The organism is Kitasatospora sp. cg17-2, from assembly GCF_054031055.1.
In genome coordinates this window covers 3,896,987-3,923,093 of the sequence record NZ_CM132923.1, presented here as the reverse complement: position 1 = coordinate 3,923,093, position 26,107 = coordinate 3,896,987, and the positions used below count along the sequence as shown (strand labels likewise).

Here is a 26,107-nt window from a genome sequence, read left to right as displayed (position 1 = left end):
CGGCCGGGAAAGGCTCCGGAGCGTTGGGGATGGTGTCGGCATGAACTACCGGATTCCCACGCCGCCGCCCTCCCTGGAGGAGCTGGCGCGCCGTCAGCAGAACGTCCTCACCGCCGGTCAGCTGCGCGCCAGGGGCGTGCCGTCCCGGGTCGTCAGCGAGCACTGCCGCCGCGGCGGGCCCTGGCGGCGGATGCTTCCCCGGGTCTATCTGATGCAGTCCGGCGAACCCTCGCCGGAGCAGCGGATGTGGGCCGCGCTGCTGTACGCGGCGCAGAACGGCCGGGAGGAGGGCAGTCGGGAGGGGGCGGTGATCACCGGCCCGGCCGCGCTCGCGCTGTACGGCTTCGCCGCGGTGCCCCGGCTGCCGGCGGTCACCGGGGTGGACGTGCTGGTGCCGCGCCAGCGCCGGCTGAAGGACGCCGGGGAGGTGCGGATCCGGCGCACCGAGCGGGAGTTGGTGGCGCGCTCGGTGCACGGCCTGGCCTGCGCGCCGGTCGCCAGGGCGGTGGCCGACGCGCTGAGCGAGTGGACCTCCGCCGAGTGGACGGCCGGCGCCGGTGCCGGGGTGTTCGCTCCCGCGCCGGTCCGGGAGGTGCTCCACGAGGCCGTCGGCCGGCCCGAGCTGCACTGTTCGGTGGGGGAGTTGGCCGCCGAGCTGGCCGAGTCCGGGCTGACCGCCGACCCCCGGGTGCGGGCCGTGCTGGACGGCCTGCTGGCCGCCGAACGGGACCGGGTGCTGGACCGGGTCGGCGAGCTGGTGGACGAGTGGCTGCTGCCGGTGCCGCTGACCTCCCCGGAGCTGCGGATGCGCGGCGGCACCTACGTCGCCGTGCCGGACCTCTACTGGCCGCGGGCGGGTGTCGCGGTCGAGGTCGACTCGGAGCTGCGCTGCGTCAGCGAGGGCGAGGCGGCCTGGGTGCGCGGCGGGCAGCACCGGATGGAGTACCTCGGGGTCCGGGTGGTGTACGTCTCCGGCGCCCGGCTGGCCGAGGACGCGGACGCGGTGGGCGCCGAACTGCGGGAGGCCTTCCGGCTGGGCGGCACCGATGTGGTGGAACTCCTGGTCACCGAGCGGTGAGCGCCCAGGAGCCCGGAGCGGACGCCGCGGGCGCCGGAAGATCCGAACCGCCGGGTCGGGGCCCGGCTCAGCCCCCGAGCAACGGGGTGCCGACCAGTTCCACCCCGGCCGCCCGCAGTTCGTCCAGCGCGGCGGCGGTGGTCGGCGCGGCCACCCCGGCGGTGAGGTCGAGCAGCACCCGGGTGCTGAACCCGGCCCGCGCCGCGTCCAGCGCGGTGGCCTTGACGCAGTGGTCGGTGGCGATGCCGACCACGTCCACCTCGGTGACCTGCCGCTCGCGCAGCCACTCCGCGGGCCCCCGGTTGTTCTCGTCCACGCCCTCGAAGCCGCTGTAGGCCGCGGCGTAGGCGCCCTTGTCGAAGACCGCCTCGATCGCGCCGGAGGTGACGGAGGGCGCGAAGTTCGGGTGGAAGCCGACCCCTTCGGTGCCCGCGACGCAGTGCACCGGCCAGCTGTGCACGTAGTCGGGGTCGTCGGAGAAGTGGTCGCCCGGGTCGATGTGGTTGTCCCGGGTGGCGAGGATGTGCCGGTAGCCGGGGGCGGACTCGGCGATGAGGTCGGTGATCGCGGCGGCCACCTCGGCCCCGCCCGCGACGGCCAGGCTGCCGCCCTCGCAGAAGTCGTTCTGCACATCGACGACGATCAGTGCCCGGTGCATGGCTGGTATTCCTCGGTCCGGTGGGGTCCTGCGGAGGACGTGGGGAGGGGGCGTGAGGGGACCTCAGGCCCCGTGTGAGGGGAACTCTACGGTCGACTGTAGGCAGTGGCATCCGGGGGCGGAAGGCCCGGGGAGGGCCCGGCCCCTCGACCCGTCCACGAACCGTCACGGCGGTCCGCGCCGCCGATCCGCCGTACGGCCCCGCCCCGCCGGCCCCGGCGTCACACCTGGAACTCGGTCGTCAGCACCGGGTCGCCCTTGGAGAGCTGGGTCGCCGACAGCGGCAGCGCGGCCCGGGCCCGGACGTGCCGCTCGCGCGCGGCCTGCAGCGGCTCCCGGCCGACCACCTCGCCGGCCTTGACCAGCGGCACCTGCACCAGGTGCGGGGCCAGCTCGGCCGGGACCGTTCCGGTGCCGACCACCTCGGCGTCGGCGACGCCGTCCGCGTCCGGCCGCCGGGCGGCCCACTTGCGCCCGCCGACGCTGGTCTTGCCGCCGGCCGAGCGCTTGGCGACCGGCACCAGCGGCCCGTCCGGCCCGGCCGCCCGGGCGACCAGCTTGTAGACCATCGCGCAGGTCGGGTGCCCGCTGCCGGTGACCAGGCTGGTGCCGACGCCGTAGCCGTCCACCGGGGCGGCGGCGAGCGCGGCGATCGCGTACTCGTCGAGGTCGGAGGTGACGATGATCCGGGTGCCGGTGGCGCCGAGCTCGTCCAGCTGGCGGCGGACCCGGTGGGCGAGCAGGGTGAGGTCGCCGGAGTCGATCCGCACGGCGCCCAGCTCGGGGCCGGCCACCTCGACGGCGGTGCGCACGGCCTCCCGCAGGTCGTAGGTGTCGACCAGCAGGGTGGTGCCCCGGCCCATCGAGTCGATCTGCGCCCGGAAGGCGTCCCGCTCGCTGTCGTGGACGAGGGTGAAGGCGTGCGCCGCGGTCCCGGTGGTCGGGATGCCGTAGGTGAAGCCGGCCTCCAGGTCGGAGGTGGCGGTGAAGCCGGCCACGTAGGCGGCGCGGGCGGCGGTGACGGCGGCCCGTTCGTGCGCGCGCCGGGCGCCCATCTCGATCACCGGGCGCCCGCCGGCCGCGGAGGTCATCCGGGAGGCGGCGGCGGCGATCGCCGAATCGTGGTTGAGGATCGAGAGGATCACCGTCTCCAGGATCACCGCCTCGGCGAAGCTGCCCTCGACGGTGAGCAGCGGGGAGCCGGGGAAGTAGACCTCGCCCTCGGGGTAGCCGTGGATGTCGCCGGTGAACCGGTAGTCGGCGAGGAAGCGCAGGGTCTCCTCGTCCACGATCCGCTCGTCGGAGAGCCAGTCGAGCTGGGCGGAGGTGAAGCGGAAGCTCTCCACGGCGTCCAGGACCCGGCCGGTGCCGGCGACCACGCCGTAGCGCCGGCCTGCGGGCAGCCTGCGGGTGAACACCTCGAAGACGGAGCGGCGGTGCGCCGCCCCGCTGCGCAGGGCGGCCTGGAGCATGGTGAGCTCGTAGCGGTCGGTGAGCAGCGCGGTCGAGCCGGCCGCAGTCACGGAAGTGGCGTCCATGAGGATGATGCTACTACCCCTTAGCGTCAAAGTGACGATTTCTCGGGGCGGATCCTCGGCGGGCGCGTCGCGGGCTCCTCGCGGGGTGCTTCCCGGGGTCCCCGGCGCGCCCCGTGCGGGCGGTCGGCGGCCGGGTTGCGGGCGGGCCCGGAGCGGGTCGCGGGGCCGGGGGCGGAATCGCCCCGAGGTCCCCCGGATGGCAGCATGGGGCTGAAGGGGCACGTGCAAAGCACGTGACGGCCAGGTGGGAACCACCTGGAGAGCCAGGCGACAGGAGGGACCCCGCGGTGAGTGTCGCGCCCGTGGAGATCGAGCGCCCGGAGGTCGAGGGCGTACCGGTGGCGGAACCGGACACCCCCTGGGTCACCATCGTGCACAACGACCCGGTCAACCTGATGAGCTACGTCCAGTACGTCTTCCAGGCCTACTTCGGCTATCCGAAGGACAAGGCCAGGAAGCTCATGATGGAGGTGCACACCAAGGGGCGGTCCGTGGTCTCCAGCGGCTCGCGCGAGGAGATGGAGCGCGACGTGCAGGCGATGCACGGCTACGGTCTCTGGGCCACCCTGCAGCACGACTGAGGCCGCGGCGGCGGCCGGGCCGACAGCGGCGACGGTGGCGACGACGGCGACAGCGACGATGACGGCGACGAAGACGAAGACGGGCTGACCGATACCGATGGCTGGGTTGTTCGAGAGTGCCGGTGGCGGGGGCGCGGTGCTCGCGCTGGAAGAGCTGGAGGCCTCCATCCTGCGCTCGCTGGAAGTGCAGATGCTGGAGCTGATCGGGCCGGGCCCGGGCGGGGACGGCGGTGACCCGCTGGCGGCGCTGTTCGCGGAGGGGCCGACCGAGGCGCCCGCGGACCCGGCGCTGGCGCGGCTCTTCCCCGACGCCTACGGGGATCCCGCCGGACCGGCCGACCCGGAGTCCCGGGAGGCGGCCGGGGAGTTCCGCCGCTTCACCGAGCCGGACCTGCGCACCCGCAAGCGGGAGGACGCGCTGTACGCGGTGCGCACCCTGGACGGCCTGGGCGGCGAGGACGGGACGGTCGAGCTCGACCCCGCCGGGTGCCGGCACTGGCTGGGCGCGCTCAACGACCTGCGGCTGACCCTCGGGGTGCGCCTGGACGTCACCGACGAGGACGAGCGGGGCCTCTACGAGCTGCCGGACAGCGACGACCGCAAGCCGCTGGTGATGGCCTACCTGTGGCTCGGCGCGCTGCAGGAGTCGCTGCTGGAGGCGATGGCCGACTGAGCTCCCGGGGCGCCCCAGGAGCGCCCGCCCCGGCGCGAAGCAGGCCCCGGCCGCCCGTCCGCATGCTGGACGGGCGGCCGGGGCTTTTCCGGCCAAAACGGGCGAAACCCTATCGGGACATGCTCAAATATCGCTCAGATGGACACCGCTGTCCGGATCGGGCGTGGTACGACTGCTCCCCACCCCCACGAGTCCCACCACGAGATCCCATCCAGGACGGTGCACCATGGCCGAACAGCTCTACGACGAGGTCGTCGACGCGAAACCGGACGAGGAGGGCTACGAGCGGGGGCTCGGCAGCCGCCAGATCCAGATGATCGCGATCGGCGGCGCGATCGGCACCGGACTCTTCCTCGGCGCCGGCACCGCGATCTCCAAGTCCGGCCCCAGCCTGATCCTGTCCTACGCGGTCGCCGGCGTGGTGATCTTCGCGATCATGCGGGCGCTCGGCGAACTCCTCACCTACCGCCCGGTCTCCGGCAGCTTCGCCGAGTACGCGCGGGAGTTCCTCGGCCCCTTCGCCGGTTATGTGACCGGCTGGACGTACTGGCTGTTCTGGGTGGTCACCGGCATGGCGGAGACCACCGCCGCCGCCGTCTACGTCCGCTTCTGGGCACCCGACATCCCGCAGTGGCTCAGCGCGCTGGTCTTCCTGGTGATCCTCTACGGGGCCAACCTGATCTCGGTGAAGCTCTTCGGCGAGATCGAGTTCTGGTTCTCCATGGTCAAGGTCACCGCCATCATCGGCATGATCCTGATCGGCATCGGCGTCCTCACCCTGGGCTTCAGCGACGCCGGCGACACCGCCTCGATCACCCACCTGTGGGAGAACGGCGGCTTCTTCCCCAAGGGCATCGGCGCCACCGTGATGACCCTGCAGATCGTCATGTTCGCCTACCTGGGCGTCGAACTCGTCGGCGTCACCGCCGGGGAGAGCGAGAACCCGCAGAAGACCCTCCCGCGCGCCATCAACACCCTGCCCTGGCGCATCGCGCTGTTCTACATCGGCGCCCTGGTGATCATCCTCTCGCTGGTGCCGTGGACCGAGTTCCAGCCCGGCGTCAGCCCGTTCGTCGCCGCCTTCGGCAAGATCGGCATCCCCGCCGCGGCCGGCATCATCAACTTCGTGGTGCTCACCGCCGCGCTCTCCTCCTGCAACTCCGGGATGTACTCCACCGGCCGGATGCTGCGCGACCTCGCGATGCGCGGCCAGGCCCCCGGACGGCTGACCAAGCTCAACTCCCACCGCTCGCCGTCCGTCGCGATCACCCTCTCCTGCCTGCTGATGGGCCTCGGCGTGATCCTCAACGCCGTCGTCCCGGCCCGCGCGTTCGAATACATCACCTCGGTCGCCACCGTCTGCGGCCTCTGGACCTGGGCGATGATCCTCATCTGCCAGATCCGCTACCGGAAGGCCTGGCAGGGCGGCCACCTGCCGCCGCCCACCTTCAAGGCCCCCGGCGGCGTCTGGAGCAGCTGGGCCTCGCTCGCCTTCCTCGTGTTCGTGGTCGTCCTGATCGCCCTGGACAAGGACAACCGGATCTCGCTGTACGTCTTCCCGGTCTGGGCGGTCCTGCTCGTCGTCGGCTACCAGGTGCTCAAGCGCCGCCGCCCCGAGGCGGTGCACGCGGTCGCCCACGACCACCTGCACGCGGCCGGCGACGGCGCCGACACCCACTGAGACGACACCCCCGGCCGTCGTGGACGCCCCGGCGGTGACCCGCCGGGGCGTGGCTATCCTGACGCCATGCTGACCATCACCCGAGAACTGCGCGACGCGATCGTCGCCCACGCCCGCGCCGACCACCCGGACGAGGCCTGCGGTGTGGTCGCCGGTCCGGAAGGCAGCGGCCGCCCCGAGCGGTTCGTCCCGATGCTCAACGCCGCCCGCTCGCCCACGTTCTACGAGTTCGACTCGGGCGACCTGCTGAAGCTCTACCGTGAGATGGACGACCGGGACGAGGAGCCCGTGATCGTCTACCACTCCCACACCGCCACCGAGGCCTACCCCTCGCGCACCGACGTGAGCTACGCCTCCGAGCCGAACGCCCACTACGTCCTGGTCTCCACCGCCGAGGGCAACGGCGCCGAAGACCCGTACGAGTTCCGCTCGTTCCGCATCGTGGACGGTGTGATCACGGAGGAAGACGTCCAGGTCGTCGAGGCCCACCAGGCCTGACCCGCACCCACCTGGGCGAGGCCCGCCGACCTCCGCGAGTGGTCGGCGGGCCACCGCTGTTCCCGGGGCATCTCGACATGGGGGACGAAACCATCCGCATACCGGGACGGGCATGGAGGAGCGGGCCCGGGAATCTATACGATGAGCCCATGCGTTCCGTCGATGTGAGCAACCAGGCCCCGGGCACCCGCCTCGTGGCGCGCCTGCACATCGACCTGTGCCGGCACGCCGGCGCGATCTGTCCCGGTACGCCGGCGCGCTCGCGCTGAGCCGCCCGTCCCGGCCCGCCGCGGATCCCACCGCCCCGGGCCGTCACGTCCTGCCGCGCCCGCTGCGGCCCACCCACCTCACGACTCGCACAGGAGCGCAGCCATGGCCATCGAGGTCCGCATCCCGACCATCCTCCGCACCTACACCGACGGCGCCAAGGCCGTCGAGGGCACCGGCAGCAACCTCGGGGAACTCTTCCAGGACCTCGACGCCCGCCACCCGGGCATCGCCGCCCGACTGCTGGACGGCGGCGAGCTGCGCCGCTTCGTCAACGTCTACCTGAACGACGAGGACGTGCGCTTCCTGGAGGGCATCTCCACCGCCCTCGCCGACGGCGACAGCGTCACCATCCTGCCCGCCGTGGCCGGCGGCGCCCGCTGACACCCCGCCCTCCCCGGCCCGGCGCACCGCCCGGGCCGGGGAGGGCACCGCCCGCCCGGACCCGACCGAACCGCCGCTGCCGCCGGAGGACCCCTTGCGTTACGACAGCCCGCTCGAAGCCGTCGGCAACACCCCGCTGGTCCGCCTGCCCCGGCTGTCCGCCGCGGTGCCCGGCAACACCGACGGCCTGGTCACCCTGTGGGCGAAGCTGGAGGACCGCAACCCCACCGGCTCCATCAAGGACCGTCCGGCGCTGCACATGATCGAGCGCGCCGAGGCCGAGGGCCGGCTCACCCCCGGCTGCACGGTCCTCGAACCCACCAGCGGCAACACCGGCATCTCGCTCGCCATGGCGGCCAAGCTCAAGGGCTACCGGATGGTCTGCGTCATGCCCGAGAACACCAGCGAGGAACGGCGCGAACTGCTCCGCATGTGGGGCGCCGAGATCATCCCCTCGCCCGCCGCCGGCGGCTCCAACACCGCCGTCCGGATCGCCAAGGAGATCGCCGCCGAGCACCCCGACTGGGTCATGCTCTACCAGTACGGCAACCCCGACAACGCCGGCGCCCACTACGCCGGCACCGGCCCCGAGATCCTCGCCGACCTGCCCACCGTCACCCACTTCGTGGCCGGGCTCGGCACCACCGGCACCCTCATGGGCGTCGGCCGATTCCTGCGCGAGAAGGTCCCCGGGGTGCGGATCGTCGCCGCCGAACCGCGCTACGACGACCTGGTCTACGGGCTGCGCAACCTCGACGAGGGCTTCGTCCCCGAGCTGTACGACGCCGAGGTGCTGACCACCCGCTTCTCGGTCGGCTCCGCCGACGCCGTCCGCCGCACCCGCGAACTCCTCCAGGAGGAGGGCATCTTCGCCGGCGTGTCCACCGGCGCGATCCTGCACGCGGCGATCGGCGCCGGCCGCAAGGCCGCCCAGGCCGGCGAGCGCGCCGACATCGTCTTCGTGGTCGCGGACGGTGGCTGGAAGTACCTCTCCACCGGCATCTACACCGCCGAGTCCACCGAGGCCGCCGTCGAGGCGCTGCAGGGCCAGCTCTGGGCCTGAAACCCCCACCGCCCCGATCGTGACGATCGGGGATTTGTCCGTACCGTGCTCCCGGTTCGTCACGGTACGACCACGGTGGCCGTTCCGGCGCGGGGCCGCCGCCCGGCGTGGAAAGGCTGACCACGAACGTCTCCCACGCACCAGCGGAGGTGGCCCGTGAGTCGCAGCACCGACCTGTGGTCGTACGCCGAGATCGCCCGTCACATCAACGTCCAGCCGGAGACCGTCCGCAACTACCGGCGGCACGGCCTGCTCCCCGAACCCGATGTGGTCGACGGCGGCGGCCACCCGCGCTGGTACCCCGAGACCGTCCGCGCCTGGGCCCGGAGCCGCCCCGGCCACCGCTGAGCCGCCCCGGCCGGCGCGGAAGCACCACCGGTGCACCGTCCGTCCCCCGTCCCCCCGGCGTTCTGGTGATTCCAGCCACAGCACGGCACGGAGACGGGGGCAAAGTGCCGCTCCGCCCTTACTCTCGACAACACGCGCAGGGCAGCGCCTCCGGCCGGTACTCCCGGCCCGCTGTCATGACCAGCGGCAGCCAGGACGTGTCGGGGCGGAGGGGCTCGGATGAAACTGACCGTGGTGGGGTGCTCGGGGAGCTTCCCGTCGGCCGACTCGCCGTGCTCCAGCTACCTCGTGGAGGCCGACGGCTACCGGGTCGTGCTCGACCTCGGCAACGGCGCGCTCGGCGCCCTCCAGAAGTACGCCTCGATCTACGAGGTCGACGCGATCCTGCTCAGCCACCTGCACGCGGACCACTGCATCGACCTGTGCGCCTACTGGGTCGCCCGCAACTACCGGGCCGAGGGCTGCCCCGCGCCGATGCCCGTCTACGGCCCGGCCGGCACCGCCGAACGGATGGCCCGCGCCTACGACATGCCGGAGAACCCGGGGATGAAGGAGGTGTTCGAGTTCCGAACCCTCACCCCGGGCCGCTTCGACCTCGGTCCGTTCCGGATCGACGTCGCCCAGGTCAACCACCCCGTCGACGCCTTCGCCTTCCGGCTCGAACACGACGGCCGCAGCCTGGTCTACTCCGGCGACACCGGGGAGAGCGCCGAACTCGTCGAGCTCGCCCGGGACACCGACCTCTTCCTCTGCGAGGCCGCCTACCTGGACGGCCGGGACACGTACCGGGCCGTCCACCTCAACGGCCGCGAGGCGGGCGAGCACGCCACGGCGGCCGGCGCCCACCGGCTCGTGCTCACCCACATCCCGCCGTGGACGGACGCCGAGCTCAACCGGCGGGACGCGGCCGCCGCCTATCCCGGGCCGGTCGAGATCGCCCGGGCCGGGGCGGTCTACGAGATCTGAGCCCGGTCCAGCCCTGTCCGGTCCGGACCGGGCCGCCGCCGGGAACGGTCCCGGCAGCGGCCCGACGGCGGGTCAGCGGCTCAGCGCCTCAGCGGCGGCCGGGGACCGGCAGGCCGAGGTGGTCGCGCAGCGTCGTCCCGGTGTACTCGGTGCGGAACACCCCGCGCTCCTGGAGCAGCGGCACCACCCGGTCCACGAACTCGTCCAGCCCGCCCGGGGTGAGGTGGGGGACGAGGATGAAGCCGTCCGCGGCGTCGCTCTGCACATGGCGGTCGATCTGCTCGGCCACGCTCCGCGGGGTGCCGATGAAGGACTGCCGGCCGGTCACCTCGATCACCAGCTCGCGGCTGCTGAGCCCCTTGGCGGCGGCCACCGCCCGCCACTCGGCGGCGATCTCCAGTGGATCGCCGAGCGAGGTCCGCCCCTGGACCAGCCCGGAGCCGCGCACCGGGTCGGCCTCCGGCAGCGGGCCGTCCACGTCGTGGCCGGAGAGGTCGACGCCCCAGACCTGTTCCAGGTAGGCGACGGTGGTGGCCGGGCTCACCTGGGCGCGGCGGATCGCGGCGGCCCGCTCGACGGCCTCCTCCTCGGTGTCGCCCAGCACCCAGGTCACCCCGGGCATGATCTTCAGTTCGTCGGGCTTGCGGCCGTACGCGGCCAGCCGCCGCTTGACGTCGGCGTGGAAGGCCTGTCCGGCGGTCAGCGTGGAGTGCCGGCTGAAGACCACGTCGGCGGTGGCGGCGGCGAACTCGCGGCCCTCGTCGGAGTCCCCGGCCTGGATCACCACCGGGTGGCCCTGCGGCGGCCGGGGCAGCGAGAGGGTGCCCTCGACGTCGAACTGCGGGCCCTGGTGGCGGACCGTGCCGGTGCCCGCCGCGTCCCAGAACTCCCGGGCCAGCTGCACGAATTCGGCGGCCCGGGTGTAGCGGTCGGCGCGGTCGAGGTAGCCGCCGCGGCGGAAGTTCTCACCGGTGAAGGCGTCCGAGGAGGTGACCACGTTCCAGGCGGCGCGGCCGCCGGAGAGATGGTCCAGCGAGGCGAAGCGGCGGGCCAGTTCGTACGGCTCGTTGAAGGTGGCGTTGACGGTCGCGGCCAGCCCCAGGTGGGTGGTGACGGCGGCGAGCGCGCCCAGCACGGTGATCGACTCGGGGCGGCCCAGCACGTCCAGGTCGTGGATCCGGCCCTTGACCTCGCGCAGCCGCAGGCCCTCGGCGAGGAAGAGGAAGTCGAACCGGCCGCGCTCGGCGGTGGCGGCGAGGTGGCGGAAGGACTCGAAGGCGATCTGGCTGCCGGCGGCCGGATCGGTCCACACCGTGGTGTTGTTGACGCCGGGGAAGTGCGCGGCGAGGTGGATCTGCTTGAGCGGACGGTCCGTCATCGGGTCACCTCGGCGGTCGCGGCGGGGCGGGTGGGCGTACCGGCGGGCGTTCCGGCGGCGGATGTGTCGGTGGCGGACGCCCCGGTGCCGGGTGGCTCGGTGGCGGGTGGCTCGGTCGCGGCGGTGTCGGTGCCGGACGCGTAGCGGCTGGCGGGCCGGGCCAGGCCGAGCCGGTCGCGCAGGGTGCGGCCGGTGTAGCCGGTGCGGAACAGGCCGCGCTCGCGCAGGGCCGGCACCACGTGGTCGGCGAGCACCGCGAGGTCGCGGGCCGGGTCGGCGGGCACCAGGTGGAAGCCGTCGACCCCGCCGCCGCCCTCGGTCGCCTCGGTGAGCAGGGCGGCGGTCGCGGCGGCGGTGGTGAGCGCGACCGGGACCCGGGCCAGGATCCGCAGCGCCTCGCCGCCGCGCAGCCGCAGTTCGGTGGCGGCGGTCAGCCGGGTGGCCCGGTCGGGGGCGTCGAGCAGGACGACGTCCGCGTGCCGGGCGGCGGTGGCGACCCGGGCGCGGCCGCCGGGGCCGGCGTCCGGCGCGAGGTCGGCGGCGGCGACGGTGACCGCGATCACCGGGCGGCCCTGCGGCGGGCGCGGGGTGATGGACGGCCCCCGGACCGAGAAGTGCGGGCCCTCGAAGTCGACGTAGTGCAGTTTGGCGCGGTCGACGAAACGGCCGGTGGCGGTGTCGCGGATCTCCGCGTCGTCCTCCCAGCTGTCCCAGAGCCGGGAGGCCGCCTCGGCGGCGTCGGCGGCCTCGGCCCAGAGTTCCTCGGCGGGGGCGGCGCCCCGGCGGCCGAAGGCCCTGGCCTCGGCCTCGGTGTCGGAGACCCCGACCAGCCAGCCGGCCCGGCCCTCGCTGACCCAGTCCAGGGTGTTGACCGCGATCGAGGTGTGGAAGGGCTCGGTGTGGGTGGTGGTGACGGTCGGGACCAGGCCGAGGCCCCGGGTGACCGGGGCGAGCCGGGCGAAGGTCGCCAGCGCGTCGAGCCGGGCGGGCTCGGGGGTGTAGGAGTCGTCGAGGGTGACGAAGTCGAGGGTGGCGCGTTCGGCGAGCCGGGCGAGCTCGGTGAAGTGGGCGGCGTCGAACCGGCCGGGGCTGTCGAGGGCGGCGGAAAGGTGCAGTTGGCGGGGCATGGGTGGCCTTGACTTTCCTCGTACGGAAGCGGTGCGTGCCGGCGGTCGCGGACCGGCCCGTGACCCTCGGCGCACGGCCCGGACGCGGTGGGGCGGCCGGGGCGGTACGGGGACGGGGGCGGGCGGTGCGGACGGGCACGGGGCCGCGCGCCCGGGGCACGGGCGGGCGCGGGGGAGGGGAGGAACGGCCGGGCGCGGCGGGAGGTCAGCCGGGCGGCGGCGCGGGGAGCGCTCGGGTCAGCCGCGACACGCCGCGGACCACACGCGACCGAAGTCGATGTGGCTGCGGGTCACCAGCGGGTGGGAGGCGTTCACCGCCCCAGTTGACCAGCGCCCTCGCCGGTTCGTCAACCGTCGTCCCAGCGGGTGGCCACCTCGGTGGACAGCTCGGCGGACGCCCGGGGCGGCGGTGCGGGTACGGGGTGAGCAGGGCCGGGGACTTCTGCGAACCGGCCCCGGGCATGCGGAACGGCCCCGCCCCGCCACCCGGGGGAGCGGGTGGCGGGGCGGGGCCGTGAGCGGCGTGCGGGTGGTTCCGGGCGTCGGGCCTCAGGCCTTGGTGACGTCCTCGATCTCGTCCTCGTCCTCGCGGCCGGGGGTCTTGAGGTCGAACTTCAGGATCGCGAAGCGGAAGAGGAAGTAGTACAGCGCGGCGAACGCCAGGCCGATCGGGATGATCATCCACGGGTCGGTGGCCTTGCTCCAGGCGAGCGCGTAGTCGATCAGACCGCCGGAGAAGGTGAAGCCGTCGTGCACGCCGAGCGCCCAGGTGACGGCCATCGAGACGGCGGTCAGCAGCGCGTGGATGACGTACAGCACCGGGGCGATGAAGACGAAGGAGAACTCGATCGGCTCGGTGACACCGGTCACGAAGGAGGTCAGGGCCAGCGACAGCATCATGCCGGTGACGGCCTTGCGGCGGTGCGGCTTGGCGGTGTGGGCGATCGCGAAGGCGGCGGCCGGGAGGGCGAACATCATGATCGGGAAGAAGCCCGACATGAACTGTCCGGCGGTCGGGTCGCCGGCGAAGAAGCGGGTCAGGTCGCCGTGCACGACGGTGCCGTCGGGCTTGGTGAAGTCACCGGTCTGGAACCAGGCGTAGGAGTTGACGAACTGGTGCATGCCGACCGGCAGCAGACCGCGGTTGACCAGGCCGAACGCGCCGGCGCCGACGGCGCCCGCACCGATGAGGGTGTCGTTCAGGCTCTTGATCGCGTCACCGATGGGGCCCCAGGTCAGGGCGAAGAGGACACCGATGCCGGTGCCGACGAAGGCCATCAGGATCGGGACCAGGCGGCGGCCGTTGAAGAAGCCGAGCCAGTCGACCAGCTTGGTGCGGTGGTACTTCTGCCACAGCACAGCGCTGAGCAGGCCGATCACGATACCGCCGAGCACGCCGGGGTTCTGGTAGATGGCGGGGACCCACTTGCCGTCGGCGATGTGGCCCTCGGCGATCGGGAACGCGGTGAGCACGTTCTTGTAGACCAGGAAGCCGACCAGGGCGGCCAGCGCGGTCGAGCCGTCGGCCTTCTTGGCGAAGCCGATGGCGATGCCGACCGCGAAGAGCAGCGGCAGGTTGTCGAAGACGCCGTTGCCCGCGGCGGCGAACACCGCGGCGACCTTGTCCCAGCCGAGGCCGTCCTTGCCGAACACGTCGTCCTGGCCCAGTCGCATCAGCAGACCGGCGGCGGGGAGGACGGCGATGGGCAGCTGGAGGCTGCGGCCGATCTTCTGCAGGCCCTGGAGCAGGTTCTGGCCGAACTTCTTGGCGGGACTGGGTGTGGCCGGAGCCGTGGCGGGCGCCGGTGCCTGCGCAGACTGACTCATGGGGGTGGATTCCTTACGGCAAGGGCGGGTCGGTCGGGGGGAGGGCACAGGGGCCGAACCGCGAACTGGTCTACACCACACGTGGTGTAGACCAGTTTTGTAGCACGGGTGGAGGGGGCGGGGAACCCTCGAAAGCGGTGCTGATGGGAAGCGCTATGAAATCGAAACCTACTTGCGGATCAACGATCTTGATTACCCGCCGTGATTGGGATTTTGGCTAATTGCGCAACAAAAAGCCGACGGCCCCCGGGACTCCCCGGCAGGTCACCGATGGCTCGTCACCGGTGACGGTCCGGCGTTCCGCACCGGGACCATCGGCCCGGGCCGGATATGCCGAAGGCCCCCGGACCATCGGTCCGGGGGCCTTTTCGGATTGGCGGCGGTGACGCTCGGTTTATGCCTTGGTCACGTCCTCGACCTCGCTCTCGTCCTCCCGCCCCGGAGTTTTCAGGTCGAATTTCACGATGATGAAGCGGAAGAGCGCGTAGTACACGGCGGCGAAGCAGAGGCCGATGACGATGATCAGCCAGGGCTTGGTGGCCAGGCTCCAGTTGATCGCGTAGTCGATCAGACCGGCCGAGAAGCTGAAGCCGTCGTGCACCCCCAGCGCCCAGGTGATCGCCATCGAGGCCCCGGTCAGCAGGGCGTGCACGCCGTACAGCACCGGGGCGATGTAGGCGAAGGAGTACTCGATCGGCTCGGTGACGCCGGTCACGAAGGACGTCAGGCCCAGCGAGACCATCAGGCCGTAGATCTCCTTGCGCCGGTGCGGCTTGGCCGCGTGCGCGATGGCCAGCGCGCACGCCGGCAGCGCGAACATCATGATCGGGAAGAAGCCGGACTGGAACTGCCCGGCCGTCGGGTCCCCGCCCAGGAAGCGCGGGATGTCGCCGTGCACGATCGTGCCGTCCGGCTTGGTGAACTCGCCGAACTGGAACCAGACGAAGGTGTTCAGCAGTTGGTGCATGCCGATCAGCAGCAGGGCCCGGTTGGCCACGCCGAAGATGCCCGCGCCGACCGACCCCAGGTCGGCCAGGGTCTGGCTGAAGTCGTTCAGGCCCCGGCCGATCGGCGGCCAGACCCACAGCGCCAGACAGGCCATGACCATCCCGACCAGGGCGGTGATCATCGGCACCAGGCGGCGGCCGTTGAAGAAGCCCAGCCAGTCGACCAGCCGGGTGCGGTGGAAGCGCACCCAGAGCCAGGCCGACAGCAGGCCGATCAGGATGCCGCCCAGCACCCCGGGGTTCTGGTACGTCGCGGCGGCCGCCTTCGCCGAGGTGTAGTCCACGCACTGGTCGCTGATCAGCACCGTCGGCGGCTTGCACTGCTCGGGGAAGGCGTGCAGCACCCGGTAGAAGACGAGGAAGCCGACCACCGCGGCGAGCGCGGTCGAGCCGTCGGCCTTCTTCGCCATGCCGATCGCGACGCCGACGCAGAACAGCATCGGCAGGCCGAGCGAGGAGTCCAGCAGCGCACCGCCCGCCGCGGCGAAGACCTTGGCGACGTTGTCCCAGCCCAGGCCGTCCTTGCCGAAGACGTCGGGCTGCCCGAGCCGGTTGAGGATGCCGGCGGCCGGGAGGACCGCCACCGGCAGCTGGAGCGAGCGGCCCATCTTCTGGAGTCCGCCGTAGAAGGTGTGCCACCACGTGGTCTGTGACGCCGCGGCGCCTGCCGTACTCATCCTTCGCCCTCCGAGTGCGGTTGCCGTCCGGTGGTCCCCGGCGGGACCTCGGGCGGGGACCGGGAACACCCGGGGCCCTTCCTGCGTTCATCGGAGTACACATATATTGGTGTAGACCACTTTGGGACGCAGTCCGCGCACCGGGAGACCGGCCCCGCTGCTCGTCATCCTCGGGTGCCGACCAGGGGTATGCGCGTCGGAGTGGGCCAAAAGTGGACTAACGTGACATATCGGTCCGGATCGCGTCATGCTGGTCGCGCTGCTCCGACAGCACGCCACGGCACGACCGACCACTGACCACGCGTCACCCGCGACCGAGGTCACCGCGCAGGACGGCACCCGGCAGAGCAGCCGACGGGCCGAGACAGAGGGAGAAAGCAATGGCCAGCAAGGCTGAGAAGATCGTCGCCGGTCTCGGCGGCATCGACAACATCGAAGAGGTCGAGGGCTGCATCACCCGCCTTCGGACCGAGGTCAAGGACGCCTCCCTCGTCGACGAGGCCGCGCTGAAGGCCGCCGGCGCCCACGGCGTCGTCAAGATGGGCACCGCGATCCAGGTCGTCATCGGCACCGACGCCGACCCGATCGCCGCCGACATCGAGGACATGATGTGAGCTGAGCCCACCGGCTCGCTCCACCCGGCGCCCGCGCCGGTCCGGCCTCCGCGCCCGCGCCGACCCGGCCCACGCGCCACCCCGGCCCGCCGACCCCTCCCGGTCGGCGGGCCGCGGCACGCCCGAGGCGCGCCCGGAACGCCCCCCACAACCGACTACGCTCGGTGCCTATGTCACGCATCGACGGCCGCACCCCCGACCAGCTCCGACCCGTCACCATCGAACGGGGCTGGAGCAAGCACGCCGAAGGCTCCGTCCTCATCTCCTACGGCGACACCAAGGTGCTGTGCACCGCCAGCGTCACCGAGGGCGTCCCCCGCTGGCGCAAGGGCAGCGGCGAAGGCTGGGTCACCGCCGAGTACTCCATGCTCCCGCGCGCCACCAACACCCGCGGCGACCGTGAATCCGTCAAGGGTCGCCTCGGCGGACGCACCCACGAGATCAGCCGCCTCATCGGCCGCTCGCTGCGCGCCGTCGTCGACCACCGCGCCCTCGCCGAGAACACCATCGTCCTCGACTGCGACGTCCTCCAGGCCGACGGCGGCACCCGCACCGCCGCCATCACCGGCGCCTACGTCGCCCTCGTCGACGCCGTCGGCTGGGCCCGCGAGCGCAAGCTCCTCCGCGCCAAGGGCAAGCCGATCACCGGCGGGGTCAGCGCCGTCAGCGTCGGCATCATCGACGGCACCCCCATGCTCGACCTCCGCTACGAGGAGGACGTCCGCGCCGAGACCGACATGAACATCGTCTGCACCTCCGACGGCCGCTTCGTCGAGGTCCAGGGCACCGCCGAGGGCGCCCCCTTCGACCGCGCCCTGCTCGACCAGCTGCTCGACCTCGGCACCCTCGGCTGCGCCGAGCTCGACGAGGTCCAGCGCAAGGTCCTCGGCGAGCTGGAGGGCTGACGCCGGCACGCCTCGCATACCGGTTCCATTTCGGTTCCGCGAAATCCCCCGGGCTCCGGACCAGGCCGCTGTACACGCCGGGTCCGGAGCCCGTACGGTTCCCGCAGCACCCCGTTCCGGGAACCGCGCACCCCTCAGCGCGCGTCCTTCCCTTCCGGAGACCCGCGCACCCAGGAGGACCGGATGCCCCAGAGCATTGCCCGCCCCACCATGCTCGCCGTGGCCGGCCTGATCGCCATCCTCCCCCTCAGCGCGGTCAGTTGCTCCGCGGCCCAGAAGGCGCTCGACTGCGGCAACACCGCCGTCAAGATCACCGGGGACATCAACGAGGTCAGCAACGCCTACAGCAACGCGAGCAACGACTCGGCCGCCGCCGGGCAGGCGCTGCAGAAGCTCAAGAACGACCTCGACCAGCTCGGCAAGAACTCCAAGGACACCGACGTCGTCCAGGCCATCAACGACCTCAACACCCAGGTCGACAAGGTCCAGCAGGCCGTCAACAACAAGCAGGTCCCGGACTTCAAGCCGCTCGGCAACGCCGCCTCCAACCTCACCAAGGTCTGCACCGGCTGACTCCGCACCGGCTGACGAGGACTCACGGCCCCTGTCCGTTTAGGGTGGATCCATGACCACCCGACTCATCCTCGCCACCCGCAACCAGCACAAGGTCGCCGAACTCCGCGACATCCTCGGCGACGCCGGCCTGGACGTCGAACTGGTCGGCGCCGACGCCTACCCGGAGATCCCCGACGTCCCCGAGACCGGCATCACCTTCGCCGAGAACGCCCTGCTCAAGGCGCACGCCCTCGCTCGCGCCACCGGACTGCCCGCCGTCGCCGACGACTCCGGCCTCTGCGTCGACGTCCTGGGCGGCGCCCCCGGCATCCTCTCCGCCCGCTGGTCCGGCAAGCACGGCGACGACCGCGCCAACCTCGACCTGCTGCTCGCCCAGCTCTCCGACATCGCCCCCGAGCACCGCGGCGCCCACTTCTTCTGCGCCGCCGCCCTCGCCCTGCCGGACGGCCCCGAGCGCGTCGTCGAGGGCCGCCTGCTCGGCACCCTGCGCACCGCCCCGGCGGGCGACGGCGGCTTCGGCTACGACCCGATCCTCCAGCCCCTCGGCGAGACCCGCACCTGCGCCGAACTCACCCCGGCGGAGAAGAACGCCATCAGCCACCGGGGCCAGGCCTTCCGCGCCCTCGCCCCGGTCGTGAAGGACCTGATCGGCTGACGTGCCGCCTCTCGGACGACGAAGGCCCGCCCCGGAGATCACTCCGGGGCGGGCCTTCGATTTAAAGCCTCGTGCGGCCTGAGGGATTCGAACCCTCACGGGATTCCTCCCACGGGCACCTAAAACCCGCGCGGCTGCCGGTTACGCCAAGGCCGCATGGCCTTCAGTCTAGGGGGTCGTGCGGTGCGGGGACACCGTCATTCCGGGCCGGGGTCCGCCCTGTTTGTCGCACCGGGAGGGCCTCGGGTGGCGGTTCTCGTTCCGGCCGCAGCAAGTGTCGGTGACGGCGCGGCAGTTCGGGCCCGGCGGTCGGAGGTCGTCCGACCGCTTGTCGGACCGGTCCTGTTGGTGCGGTCGGCCTCCGGAGTGGGGTGCTGCGGGGGCTGTGCGGGGGGCTGTTTCCCGGGGGTGGAGGGGTGGTGGGGTGGGTGGGGTTGGTGGGCTTCGGGTGACGGGCGGGGGGTGGTCGTTCGACCGGCGATGTTGGGGAGTTGATTACCAATTGGTACAGACCTATTGACCTATGTGGTTCAGACCACATAGCTTCGGCGCCAATCTGCTTTCCCCCACGTGCGTGCTCCCCCACAGGCACGCGCCGACACTCTGCCCGGAGGACCGAGTGTTGATCCGATCCACGGCGGAGCGGCGTCCCACCGCTGCCCGTCGGTCCAAGAGCCCGGCGGCCCGCGCCGGCCTGGCCTCGTTGGCCGCGGCCACGATGGCCGGCCTGCTGATGGCCACGCTGGGCGCGGCGCCCTCCCAGGCGTCCGCCACCGTCGACAATGCCGCCTGTCGTCCCGACGGCCTCTACGCCACGCCCGGTGTCGACGTCCCGTACTGCAGCGTCTACGACACCAACGGCCGCGAGAAGATGGGCGCCGATCACCAGCGCCGCATCATCGGCTACTTCACCGGCTGGCGCAGCGGCAAGGACGGCACGCCGCCGTACCTGGTCAGCGACATCCCGTGGGACAAGGTCACCCACCTCAACTACGCCTTCGGGCACGTCGGTTCGGACAACAAGCTGTCCGTCGGTACCGACAACGACAAGAACGAGGCCACCGGCATCTCGTTCCCCGGTGTGCCCGGCGCGGAGCTCGACCCTTCGCTGCCGTACAAGGGGAACTTCAACCTGCTGACCAAGTACAAGAAGCAGTACCCGAACGTCAAGACCCTCATCTCTGTGGGTGGTTGGACGGAGACGGGTGGCTTCTTCGGTGACGACGGCAAGCGCGTCAACAGCGGCGGCTTCTACTCGATGACCGTCAACCCGGACGGCAGCGTCAACCAGGCGGGCATCGACACCTTCGCCGCCTCGGCCGTCGACTTCATCAAGAAGTACGGGTTCAACGGCGTCGACGTCGACTACGAGTACCCGACCTCGATGAAGGACGCGGGCAACCCGCTGGACTGGCAGCTCGCCAACAGCAAGCGCGGTTCGCTGGCCAAGGGCTATGCCGCCCTGATGAAGACCCTGCGGGAGAAGCTGGACCGGGCGGGTGCCGCCGACGGCAAGCACTACCTGCTCTCGGTCGCGGCCCCGTCGTCCGGCTACCTGCTGCGCGGCATGGAGACCTTCCAGGTGGCGCAGTACCTGGACTACGTCAACATCATGTCGTACGACCTGCACGGCGCCTGGAACAAGTACGTCGGCCCGAACGCCTCGCTGTTCGACGACGGCAAGGACGGCGAGCTGGCGGCGGCCAACGTCTACGGCACCGGCCAGTACGGCGGGATCGGCTACCTCAACGCGGACTGGTCGTACCACTACTTCCGCGGTTCGATGCCGGGCGGCCGGGTCAATGTCGGCCTGCCGTACTACACCCGCGGTTTCAAGAACGTCCAGGGCGGCACCAACGGCCTCTGGGGCACCGCCGCGGCGACGACCTGCCCGGTCGGCGCCGGCCTGACCTCCTGCGGTGACGGCGCGGTCGGTATCGACAACATCTGGAACGACAAGGACGACGCGGGCAAGGAGTCCCCGGCCGGGTCGAACCCGATGTGGCACGCGAAGAACCTGGAGAAGGGCATCCTGCCCGACTACCTGTCCAAGTACGGGGTCAAGGACACCGCGCTGCAGGGCACCTACGTGCGCAACTACAGCTCCTCGCTGGTCGCGTCGTGGCTGTGGAACGACAGCAAGAAGGTCTTCCTGTCGACCGAGGACGAGCAGTCGGTCGCCGCCAAGGCCGACTACATCGTCAACCAGGGCGCCGGTGGCGCGATGATCTGGGAGCTCGCGGGCGACTACAAGTGGGACGCGGCCGCGAACGGCGGCAAGGGCCAGTACGTGCCCGGCAACACGCTGACCTCGCTGATGTACGACAAGTTCAAGGCGGCCTCGCCGTACGGGGCGATCCGTTCGACGACGGCGCTGCCGCAGCAGACGCTGCCGGTCGACGTGTCGTTCACCAACTTCGCGCTGGGTGACTCGAACTACCCGATCAACCCGAAGATCCACATCGTCAACAACTCGACGCTGACCCTGCCGGGCGGCACCGAGTTCCAGTTCGACTACGGCAACTCGGCCCCGGGCAACGCCAAGGACCAGTCGGGCTTCGGTCTGACGGTGATCAAGTCCGACCACACCGGCACCGGCAACGTGGGCGGCCTCAAGGGCAACTACAACCGGGTGTCGGTCAAGCTGCCGGGCTGGCAGTCGCTCGCCCCGGGTGCCTCGGTCGACCTGGACTTCGTCTACTACCTGCCGGTGTCCACGCCGTCCAACTGGACGGTCAACGTGGCGGGCACGCTGTACGGGCTCAAGGGCGACCTGACCCGCGGTGCGGTGGACGGCGGTACGACCCCGCCGACCACGCCGCCGACCACTCCGCCCACGACCCCGCCGACGACGCCTCCGACGACGCCGCCGACCACCCCGCCGACGACGCCTCCCACGACGCCGCCGACCACGCCGCCCACCACGCCTCCGACCACGCCGCCGACGACTCCGCCGGCCGGTTGCGCGGGAGCGCCGAGCTGGGACGCGGGCACCACCTATGCCAGCACGACCAAGGTCTCCTGGAAGGGCCACTACTACCAGAACAAGTGGTGGACCAAGGGCGACGACCCGAGCGCCAGCGGCGCCTGGGGTGTCTGGAGCGACCTCGGCGCCTGCTGATGACAGCGGACGCCTGAGGTGAGAGACGGCGGTGGCGGTGCACCCGGTCGGGGGGTGCGCCGCCACCGCTGCGTCGTCCCGGGTGTCGTCCTCCGGGCCGTCGTCCTCAGGGTCGTCGTCCCGGGGGGAGCCCCGGGTCGGGTCAGGCCGCCTCGACCTTGAGGTCGCGCAGCAGCTTGGCCACGTGGCCGGTCGCCTTCACGTTGTAGAGCGCGTGCTCGACCTTGCCCTGCTCGTCCACGATCACGGTCGACCGGATCACGCCGGTGACGGTCTTGCCGTAGAGCTTCTTCTCGCCGAACGCGCCGTAGGCCTCCAGCACCTTCTTCTCCGGGTCGGAGAGCAGGGTGACCTTGAGGTCCTCGGCCTCGCGGAACTTGCCGAGCTTCTCCGGCTTGTCCGGCGAGATGCCGATGACGTCGTAGCCGGCGCCGGCGAAGACCTCGAGGTTGTCGGTGAAGTCGCAGGCCTGCTTGGTGCAGCCGGGGGTGAGCGCGGCCGGGTAGAAGTAGACGATCACCTTGCGGCCGAGGTGTCCGGCCAGGGACACGTCGTTGCCGTCGGCGTCGGGCAGGGTGAAGGCGGGCGCGGTGTCACCGGGCTGGAGACGCTCACTCACGGGGTTTCTCCTGGTGCTGGGCGGGCAGTCGTACCACGGCCAACTTACCCCTGATGGTGGGTGGGGCCGCGCGGGCCCGGGTGGCAGCTGACACACTGGGTCAGTCGCACAGGACAACATCAGTGAATGGGGTGGCCCGAGTGGGCGAGGCGAGCACTACGGACAAGTCGGCGCGGACGACCGCCCAGATCGAGGCGGACATCACCCGTACCCGCACCCAGCTGGCGGCGACCCTGGACGAGCTCGCCGTGCGGGTGCATCCGACCACCATCACCGCCCAGGTCAAGGCGAAGGCCGTGGCCACGGTCGAGGAGAAGGCGGGCCGGGCGTACGTGGCCGCGAGCGGGCTGGTCGAGCAGGCCCGGGCGCAGTTCGTGGACGAGAAGGGGCAGCCGCGCAAGGAGCGGATCGTCCCGGCGGCGCTGGTCGGGGTCGGCCTGGTGCTGCTGCTCGCCTCCGCGCGCAAGCGCCGCAAGGGCTGATCCGCGGCGGCACGTCCTGGGCCGGGCACCTGGTGCCCGGCCCGACGTCGTCCGGGGCCCGTCGTCCGTGGCAGGGCTGTCCGTGGCAGGCCCCTCCGTGGCGGGGCCGTGCGGTGGGGCCGTTCGCGGTGGGGCCGGGCTGACGTCACGCGCGGCGCCCGGGGGCGGTACCTTCGGGGTCGTGAGCACGAACGACGAACCCACCCAGCAGTCCCCCTCCGTCGAGGCCGACGAGCGGCGCCACGACCGGTTGGGCGAGAAGCTGCCGATCAAGATGCTGCACGACCGCGTGCTGGTGCGGACCGAGGGCGGAGAGGGCGAGCGCCGTTCCACCGGCGGCATCCTCATCCCGGCCACGGCCGAGATCTCCAAGCGCTGCGCCTGGGCCGAGGCGGTCGCCGTCGGCCAGAGCGTGCGCTCGGTGGAGCCCGGCGACCGGGTGCTCTACGACCCCGAGGACAAGCTGGAGGTCGAGGTCCGCGGCGCCACCTATGTGCTGCTGCGCGAGCGCGATCTGCACGCCGTGGCCGCGATGCGCTTCGGTGACACCGAGGGGTCGACCGGGCTGTACCTGTGAGCCGCTGAACGCGGGCTCCCGGCGGGCCGCCGTGCCGTGGGCGCGGCGGCCCGCCGTCGTTCCGCGGCGGGCCCGGGGGCCGGTCGGCGCGGTGGTAGCGTCGCCGAGGGGACGGGTCGCACGTCACGGCGTACACGGAGCAAGGGGGACGGCTATGGGCGGGAACGGCTCTTCGGTCGACTTCGGCGGGACCGCCGCGGAGGTGCGCGGGCTGGACGGGGTGCGGTGGATCCACGGCTCGGAGTCGGCGAAGCACAACACCGATCCGGACATCCAGGTCCACCGGTACGACGAGCACACCGTGATCCTGCGGCAGAACATGGCGGTGAACTACGAGGCGCCGTTCCTGTTCCTGCTGTTCGGCAATGAGCGGGCGGTGCTGATCGACACCGGGGCCACCGCGTCGGCCGAGTTCTTCCCGCTGCGGGAGACCGTCGACGGGCTCCTCGACGAGTGGCTGGAGCGCAATCCGCGGGACGGGTACGAGCTGTTGGTGCTGCACACCCACGGGCACGGGGACCATGTCGCGGGGGACGGGCAGTTCGAGGGGCGGCCGGACACCCGGCTGGTGCGGGCGGACCGGGCGACCGTGTGGGCGTTCCTCGGCTTCGACGCGGACCCGGACGCGGTGGCGCGGGTCGACCTCGGGGGCCGGGTGCTGGAGTGCCTGGCGACGCCGGGGCACCACGAGGCGGCGGTGACGTTCTTCGACCCGTGGAGCGGGTTCCTGCTCACCGGTGACACGGTCTATCCCGGGCGGCTCTACATCCAGGACTGGGCGGCGTTCGGGCGTTCGATCGGGCGGCTGGTGGAGTTCTGCGAGGGGCGGTCGGTCGGCCATGTGCTGGGCTGCCACATCGAGATGAGTGTGAAGCCGGGGGTGGACTACCCGATCCGGTACACCTACCAGCCGTACGAGGTGCCGCTGCAGTTGACGGTCGACCACCTGCGGGAGATCCGGGCGGCGATGGAGGAGATCGGCGAGGTGCCGGAGCGCCGGGTGTTCCCGCTGTTCATCCTCTCGCCCGACGACTGACCAGGGCGGTCCCGCCGGGCGCACCGGCGTGCCCCGGCGGGACGGCGGCCGGTCAGCGGCTGCAGTACAGACGGGCCTGGCCCAGGTACCAGCCGATCCCGTCCGGGGTCGCATTGGTGAGGCCGATGTTGCACTGGCTGCGCAGCCAGAACGCCGAGACGGCCTTGGTGTAGGCCACCTCGCCGGCGGCGACGATCGCCGAGTTCGGTGTGTGCCCGTAGGCGGTGCCGACGAAGACCGCGGTCTCGGTCCAGGCAGCGGTCCGGGTGACGGCCGGGGCGGCCAGGGCCGTGCCGGCCCCGCCGAGCAGGAGGGCGGGGACGGCGAGGGCCGCGGCGGCGCGCAGTCGCAGCGCGGAGGAACGGTTCATGAGGACTCCTCGGTGGTGGCCTCGAGGCCGGGGCGACGGCGGACGCTCAGGGCGCTCCCAGTGTGTCCCGGGCGCTCCGGGTCCGGTCAAGACGTGTCCACGCCAGTCGAAAGTCCTTTCCGGCACTTGTCGGTGACGGATCGTAGGATCCGCGCATGGTGAGCACTGGGGCGGTTCGGGTCGGTGACGGGCAGCGGCGGGCGCGGTTGGGCCTGCGGCAGTTGCTGGCACCGGCGGCGCGGGTGGCGCGGGTGGAGGAGACCGCGGACGCGGTGGTCGGGCTGCACGCCTCCGATCCGGCGACGGTGTACCTGTCGGCGTGCGCGCGGCTGCGGGAGCCGTCGGCGGGGGAGGTGGAGCGGGCGCTGTACGAGGACGTCTCGCTGGTGAAGCTGCTGTCGATGCGGCGGACGCTGTTCGCGGTGACGGAGGAGTTCGCGCCGTTCGTGAGCGCGGCGGCGGCCCGGCCGATCGCGGTGAAGGAGCGGGCGACGCTGCTGAAGCACCTGGGCGAGTTCGCCGAGGGGTGGAGCGAGGCGCGGTTGGCGGAGACCGAGCGGGCGGTGCTGGCGGCGCTCGCGGCGCGCGGGGAGGCGACCACGGCCGAGCTGGGCGCGGAGGTGCCGGCGCTGCGGGAGACCATGCTGATGGCGGCGGGCAAGCCGTACGAGGCGAAGCAGAGCGTGGGGAGCCGGCTGTTGCGGCTGCTGGCCTCGGACGGGCATGTGCGGCGGTCGCGGCCGCGCGGGTCGTGGTTGAGCAGCAGCTATCCGTGGGCGCCGGTGGAGCAGTGGCCGGAGCTGCCGGCGCGGGAGGCGAAGGCGGAGGTGGTGCGGCGCTGGCTGGCGCGGTACGGGCCGGGGACGGTCGAGGACGTGAAGTGGTGGACGGGCTGGACGCTGGGGGACGTGCGTCGGGCGCTGGCCGACGTGGGCGCGATGGAGGTGGCGCTGACGGGCGGCGCGGCCGGGGGTGCGGGGGGCGGCGCGGCGGCCGGGCTGGTGCTGCCGGGGGACGAGGCGCCGGTGGCGGAGCCGGAGCCGTGGGCGGCGCTGCTGCCGGGGCTGGATCCCGCGGTGATGGGCTGGCGGGGGCGGGACTGGTATCTGCGGCCGGAGGATGTGCCGGCCCTGTTCGACCGGGCGGGGAACGCCGGGCCGACGGTGTGGTGGTGCGGTCGGGTGGTCGGTGGTTGGGCGCAGCGGGCGGACGGCGAGGTGGTGTGGCGGCTGTTCGAGGACGTGGGGGCGGAGGCGGTGGCGGCCGTCGGGGCGGAGGCGGAGCGGTTGGTGGGCTGGCTGGGGGAGGTGCGGGTGACGCCGAGGTTCCGGACGCCGTTGGAGCGTGAGCTGGTGGCCTGAGCCGCCCGCGGGCAGGGCAGGTCAGGACAGACCGGGGCAG

At 72.2% G+C, this 26,107-nt stretch carries 27 protein-coding genes and 1 tRNA gene; 19 read left to right on the top strand and 9 right to left on the bottom strand.

Annotation, left to right across the window (positions count from 1 at the left end):
* The first annotated feature begins 40 nt into the window (after positions 1–40).
* Positions 41–1,078 carry a hypothetical protein gene (locus tag ACW14Y_RS16230; protein WP_380387067.1) on the top strand — a complete coding sequence of 346 codons (1,038 nt, stop codon included), beginning with the start codon at positions 41–43 and terminating at the stop codon, positions 1,076–1,078.
* 67 nt (positions 1,079–1,145) lie between these two features.
* Here ACW14Y_RS16230 and ACW14Y_RS16225 read toward each other — a convergent pair whose 3' ends face one another.
* Together ACW14Y_RS16225 and ACW14Y_RS16220 are read right to left on the bottom strand one after the other, a co-directional pair.
* A complete protein-coding gene (locus tag ACW14Y_RS16225) occupies positions 1,146–1,736 on the bottom strand; it encodes an isochorismatase family protein (protein ID WP_380302715.1) in 591 nt (196 codons plus the stop codon).
* A 221-nt stretch (positions 1,737–1,957) separates the two neighbouring features.
* Complete coding sequence (locus ACW14Y_RS16220; RefSeq protein WP_380302717.1) at positions 1,958–3,274, bottom strand: nicotinate phosphoribosyltransferase; 1,317 nt, start codon at positions 3,272–3,274, stop codon at positions 1,958–1,960.
* Between the two features lie 287 nt (positions 3,275–3,561).
* On the opposite strand from ACW14Y_RS16220, the gene clpS reads away from it, so the two are divergent.
* From clpS to ACW14Y_RS16175, 9 genes are all read left to right on the top strand, one after another.
* The gene (clpS, locus tag ACW14Y_RS16215) at positions 3,562–3,855 is read left to right on the top strand and encodes an ATP-dependent Clp protease adapter ClpS (protein ID WP_030394235.1); all 294 of its coding nucleotides are present in this window, start codon (positions 3,562–3,564) and stop codon (positions 3,853–3,855) included.
* Positions 3,856–3,952: 97 nt separating this feature from the next.
* Positions 3,953–4,528, top strand: coding sequence for a DUF2017 domain-containing protein (locus tag ACW14Y_RS16210; RefSeq protein ID WP_380302719.1), 576 nt, complete (start codon positions 3,953–3,955; stop codon positions 4,526–4,528).
* Positions 4,529–4,754: 226 nt separating this feature from the next.
* Positions 4,755–6,209 carry an amino acid permease gene (locus tag ACW14Y_RS16205; RefSeq protein ID WP_380302720.1) on the top strand — a complete coding sequence of 485 codons (1,455 nt, stop codon included), beginning with the start codon at positions 4,755–4,757 and terminating at the stop codon, positions 6,207–6,209.
* A 66-nt stretch (positions 6,210–6,275) separates the two neighbouring features.
* Positions 6,276–6,707: a Mov34/MPN/PAD-1 family protein gene (locus ACW14Y_RS16200; protein ID WP_030394232.1), complete on the top strand. Its 432-nt coding sequence runs from the start codon at positions 6,276–6,278 to the stop codon at positions 6,705–6,707.
* A gap of 149 nt (positions 6,708–6,856) precedes the next feature.
* Positions 6,857–6,976, top strand: a complete 120-nt coding sequence (locus tag ACW14Y_RS16195) for a putative leader peptide (RefSeq protein WP_317621128.1) — start codon at positions 6,857–6,859, stop codon at positions 6,974–6,976.
* 103 nt (positions 6,977–7,079) lie between these two features.
* The gene (locus ACW14Y_RS16190) at positions 7,080–7,358 is read left to right on the top strand and encodes a MoaD/ThiS family protein (RefSeq protein ID WP_030394231.1); all 279 of its coding nucleotides are present in this window, start codon (positions 7,080–7,082) and stop codon (positions 7,356–7,358) included.
* 94 nt (positions 7,359–7,452) lie between these two features.
* On the top strand, positions 7,453–8,421 hold the full coding sequence (locus ACW14Y_RS16185; protein WP_456987322.1) for a PLP-dependent cysteine synthase family protein: 969 nt from the start codon (positions 7,453–7,455) through the stop codon (positions 8,419–8,421).
* Positions 8,422–8,577: 156 nt separating this feature from the next.
* Positions 8,578–8,769 carry a MerR family transcriptional regulator gene (locus tag ACW14Y_RS16180; protein WP_266269631.1) on the top strand — a complete coding sequence of 64 codons (192 nt, stop codon included), beginning with the start codon at positions 8,578–8,580 and terminating at the stop codon, positions 8,767–8,769.
* A 219-nt stretch (positions 8,770–8,988) separates the two neighbouring features.
* Positions 8,989–9,735 (top strand): MBL fold metallo-hydrolase, encoded by a 747-nt coding sequence (locus ACW14Y_RS16175; RefSeq protein WP_380302724.1) that lies wholly within the window; start codon positions 8,989–8,991, stop codon positions 9,733–9,735.
* An 88-nt stretch (positions 9,736–9,823) separates the two neighbouring features.
* On the opposite strand, the gene ACW14Y_RS16170 is transcribed toward ACW14Y_RS16175, so the two are convergent.
* From ACW14Y_RS16170 to ACW14Y_RS16155, 4 genes are all read right to left on the bottom strand, one after another.
* Entirely contained in the window at positions 9,824–11,113 is a 1,290-nt protein-coding gene (locus tag ACW14Y_RS16170) for an NtaA/DmoA family FMN-dependent monooxygenase (RefSeq protein ID WP_380302726.1), read from the bottom strand.
* Positions 11,110–12,240 carry an LLM class flavin-dependent oxidoreductase gene (locus ACW14Y_RS16165; RefSeq protein ID WP_456987319.1) on the bottom strand — a complete coding sequence of 377 codons (1,131 nt, stop codon included), beginning with the start codon at positions 12,238–12,240 and terminating at the stop codon, positions 11,110–11,112. Before ACW14Y_RS16165 ends, ACW14Y_RS16170 begins: the two co-directional genes overlap by 4 nt.
* A 549-nt stretch (positions 12,241–12,789) precedes the next feature.
* On the bottom strand, positions 12,790–14,067 hold the full coding sequence (locus ACW14Y_RS16160; protein ID WP_456987317.1) for a PTS transporter subunit EIIC: 1,278 nt from the start codon (positions 14,065–14,067) through the stop codon (positions 12,790–12,792).
* 394 nt (positions 14,068–14,461) lie between these two features.
* On the bottom strand, positions 14,462–15,751 hold the full coding sequence (locus tag ACW14Y_RS16155) for a PTS transporter subunit EIIC (protein ID WP_380302732.1): 1,290 nt from the start codon (positions 15,749–15,751) through the stop codon (positions 14,462–14,464).
* A 380-nt stretch (positions 15,752–16,131) separates the two neighbouring features.
* On the opposite strand from ACW14Y_RS16155, the gene ACW14Y_RS16150 reads away from it, so the two are divergent.
* The 4 genes from ACW14Y_RS16150 (at position 16,132) to rdgB (ending at position 18,501) form a co-directional block, all read left to right on the top strand.
* On the top strand, positions 16,132–16,365 hold the full coding sequence (locus ACW14Y_RS16150) for a glucose PTS transporter subunit EIIB (RefSeq protein ID WP_030060521.1): 234 nt from the start codon (positions 16,132–16,134) through the stop codon (positions 16,363–16,365).
* Positions 16,366–16,535: 170 nt separating this feature from the next.
* Positions 16,536–17,270, top strand: a complete 735-nt coding sequence (rph, locus tag ACW14Y_RS16145; RefSeq protein WP_266269626.1) for a ribonuclease PH — start codon at positions 16,536–16,538, stop codon at positions 17,268–17,270.
* 183 nt (positions 17,271–17,453) lie between these two features.
* Positions 17,454–17,843 carry a hypothetical protein gene (locus ACW14Y_RS16140; RefSeq protein WP_149030570.1) on the top strand — a complete coding sequence of 130 codons (390 nt, stop codon included), beginning with the start codon at positions 17,454–17,456 and terminating at the stop codon, positions 17,841–17,843.
* Between the two features lie 52 nt (positions 17,844–17,895).
* Positions 17,896–18,501 (top strand): RdgB/HAM1 family non-canonical purine NTP pyrophosphatase, encoded by a 606-nt coding sequence (gene rdgB / locus ACW14Y_RS16135; protein WP_456987313.1) that lies wholly within the window; start codon positions 17,896–17,898, stop codon positions 18,499–18,501.
* 72 nt (positions 18,502–18,573) lie between these two features.
* Here the strand turns inward: rdgB and ACW14Y_RS16130 are convergent.
* Positions 18,574–18,657 (bottom strand) — tRNA-Leu (locus tag ACW14Y_RS16130).
* 562 nt (positions 18,658–19,219) lie between these two features.
* On the opposite strand from ACW14Y_RS16130, the gene ACW14Y_RS16125 reads away from it, so the two are divergent.
* On the top strand, positions 19,220–21,622 hold the full coding sequence (locus tag ACW14Y_RS16125; RefSeq protein WP_380387111.1) for a chitinase C-terminal domain-containing protein: 2,403 nt from the start codon (positions 19,220–19,222) through the stop codon (positions 21,620–21,622).
* Between the two features lie 142 nt (positions 21,623–21,764).
* Here the strand turns inward: ACW14Y_RS16125 and bcp are convergent, their stop codons facing one another.
* Positions 21,765–22,241 (bottom strand): thioredoxin-dependent thiol peroxidase, encoded by a 477-nt coding sequence (gene bcp, locus ACW14Y_RS16120; RefSeq protein WP_030394219.1) that lies wholly within the window; start codon positions 22,239–22,241, stop codon positions 21,765–21,767.
* Between the two features lie 131 nt (positions 22,242–22,372).
* On the opposite strand from bcp, the gene ACW14Y_RS16115 reads away from it, so the two are divergent.
* The 3 genes from ACW14Y_RS16115 to ACW14Y_RS16105 all read left to right on the top strand — a co-directional run bounded on the left by ACW14Y_RS16115 (position 22,373) and on the right by ACW14Y_RS16105 (position 24,336).
* On the top strand, positions 22,373–22,723 hold the full coding sequence (locus ACW14Y_RS16115; RefSeq protein ID WP_380442656.1) for a DUF3618 domain-containing protein: 351 nt from the start codon (positions 22,373–22,375) through the stop codon (positions 22,721–22,723).
* 274 nt (positions 22,724–22,997) lie between these two features.
* Entirely contained in the window at positions 22,998–23,300 is a 303-nt protein-coding gene (locus tag ACW14Y_RS16110) for a GroES family chaperonin (protein WP_380302747.1), read from the top strand.
* Positions 23,301–23,454: 154 nt separating this feature from the next.
* On the top strand, positions 23,455–24,336 hold the full coding sequence (locus ACW14Y_RS16105; RefSeq protein WP_456987310.1) for an MBL fold metallo-hydrolase: 882 nt from the start codon (positions 23,455–23,457) through the stop codon (positions 24,334–24,336).
* 52 nt (positions 24,337–24,388) lie between these two features.
* Here ACW14Y_RS16105 and ACW14Y_RS16100 read toward each other — a convergent pair whose 3' ends face one another.
* Positions 24,389–24,706 carry a hypothetical protein gene (locus ACW14Y_RS16100; RefSeq protein ID WP_456987308.1) on the bottom strand — a complete coding sequence of 106 codons (318 nt, stop codon included), beginning with the start codon at positions 24,704–24,706 and terminating at the stop codon, positions 24,389–24,391.
* A 155-nt stretch (positions 24,707–24,861) separates the two neighbouring features.
* Between ACW14Y_RS16100 and ACW14Y_RS16095 the strand changes: the two genes are divergently transcribed.
* Complete coding sequence (locus tag ACW14Y_RS16095; protein ID WP_456987306.1) at positions 24,862–26,067, top strand: winged helix DNA-binding domain-containing protein; 1,206 nt, start codon at positions 24,862–24,864, stop codon at positions 26,065–26,067.
* Positions 26,068–26,107 lie beyond the last annotated feature (40 nt).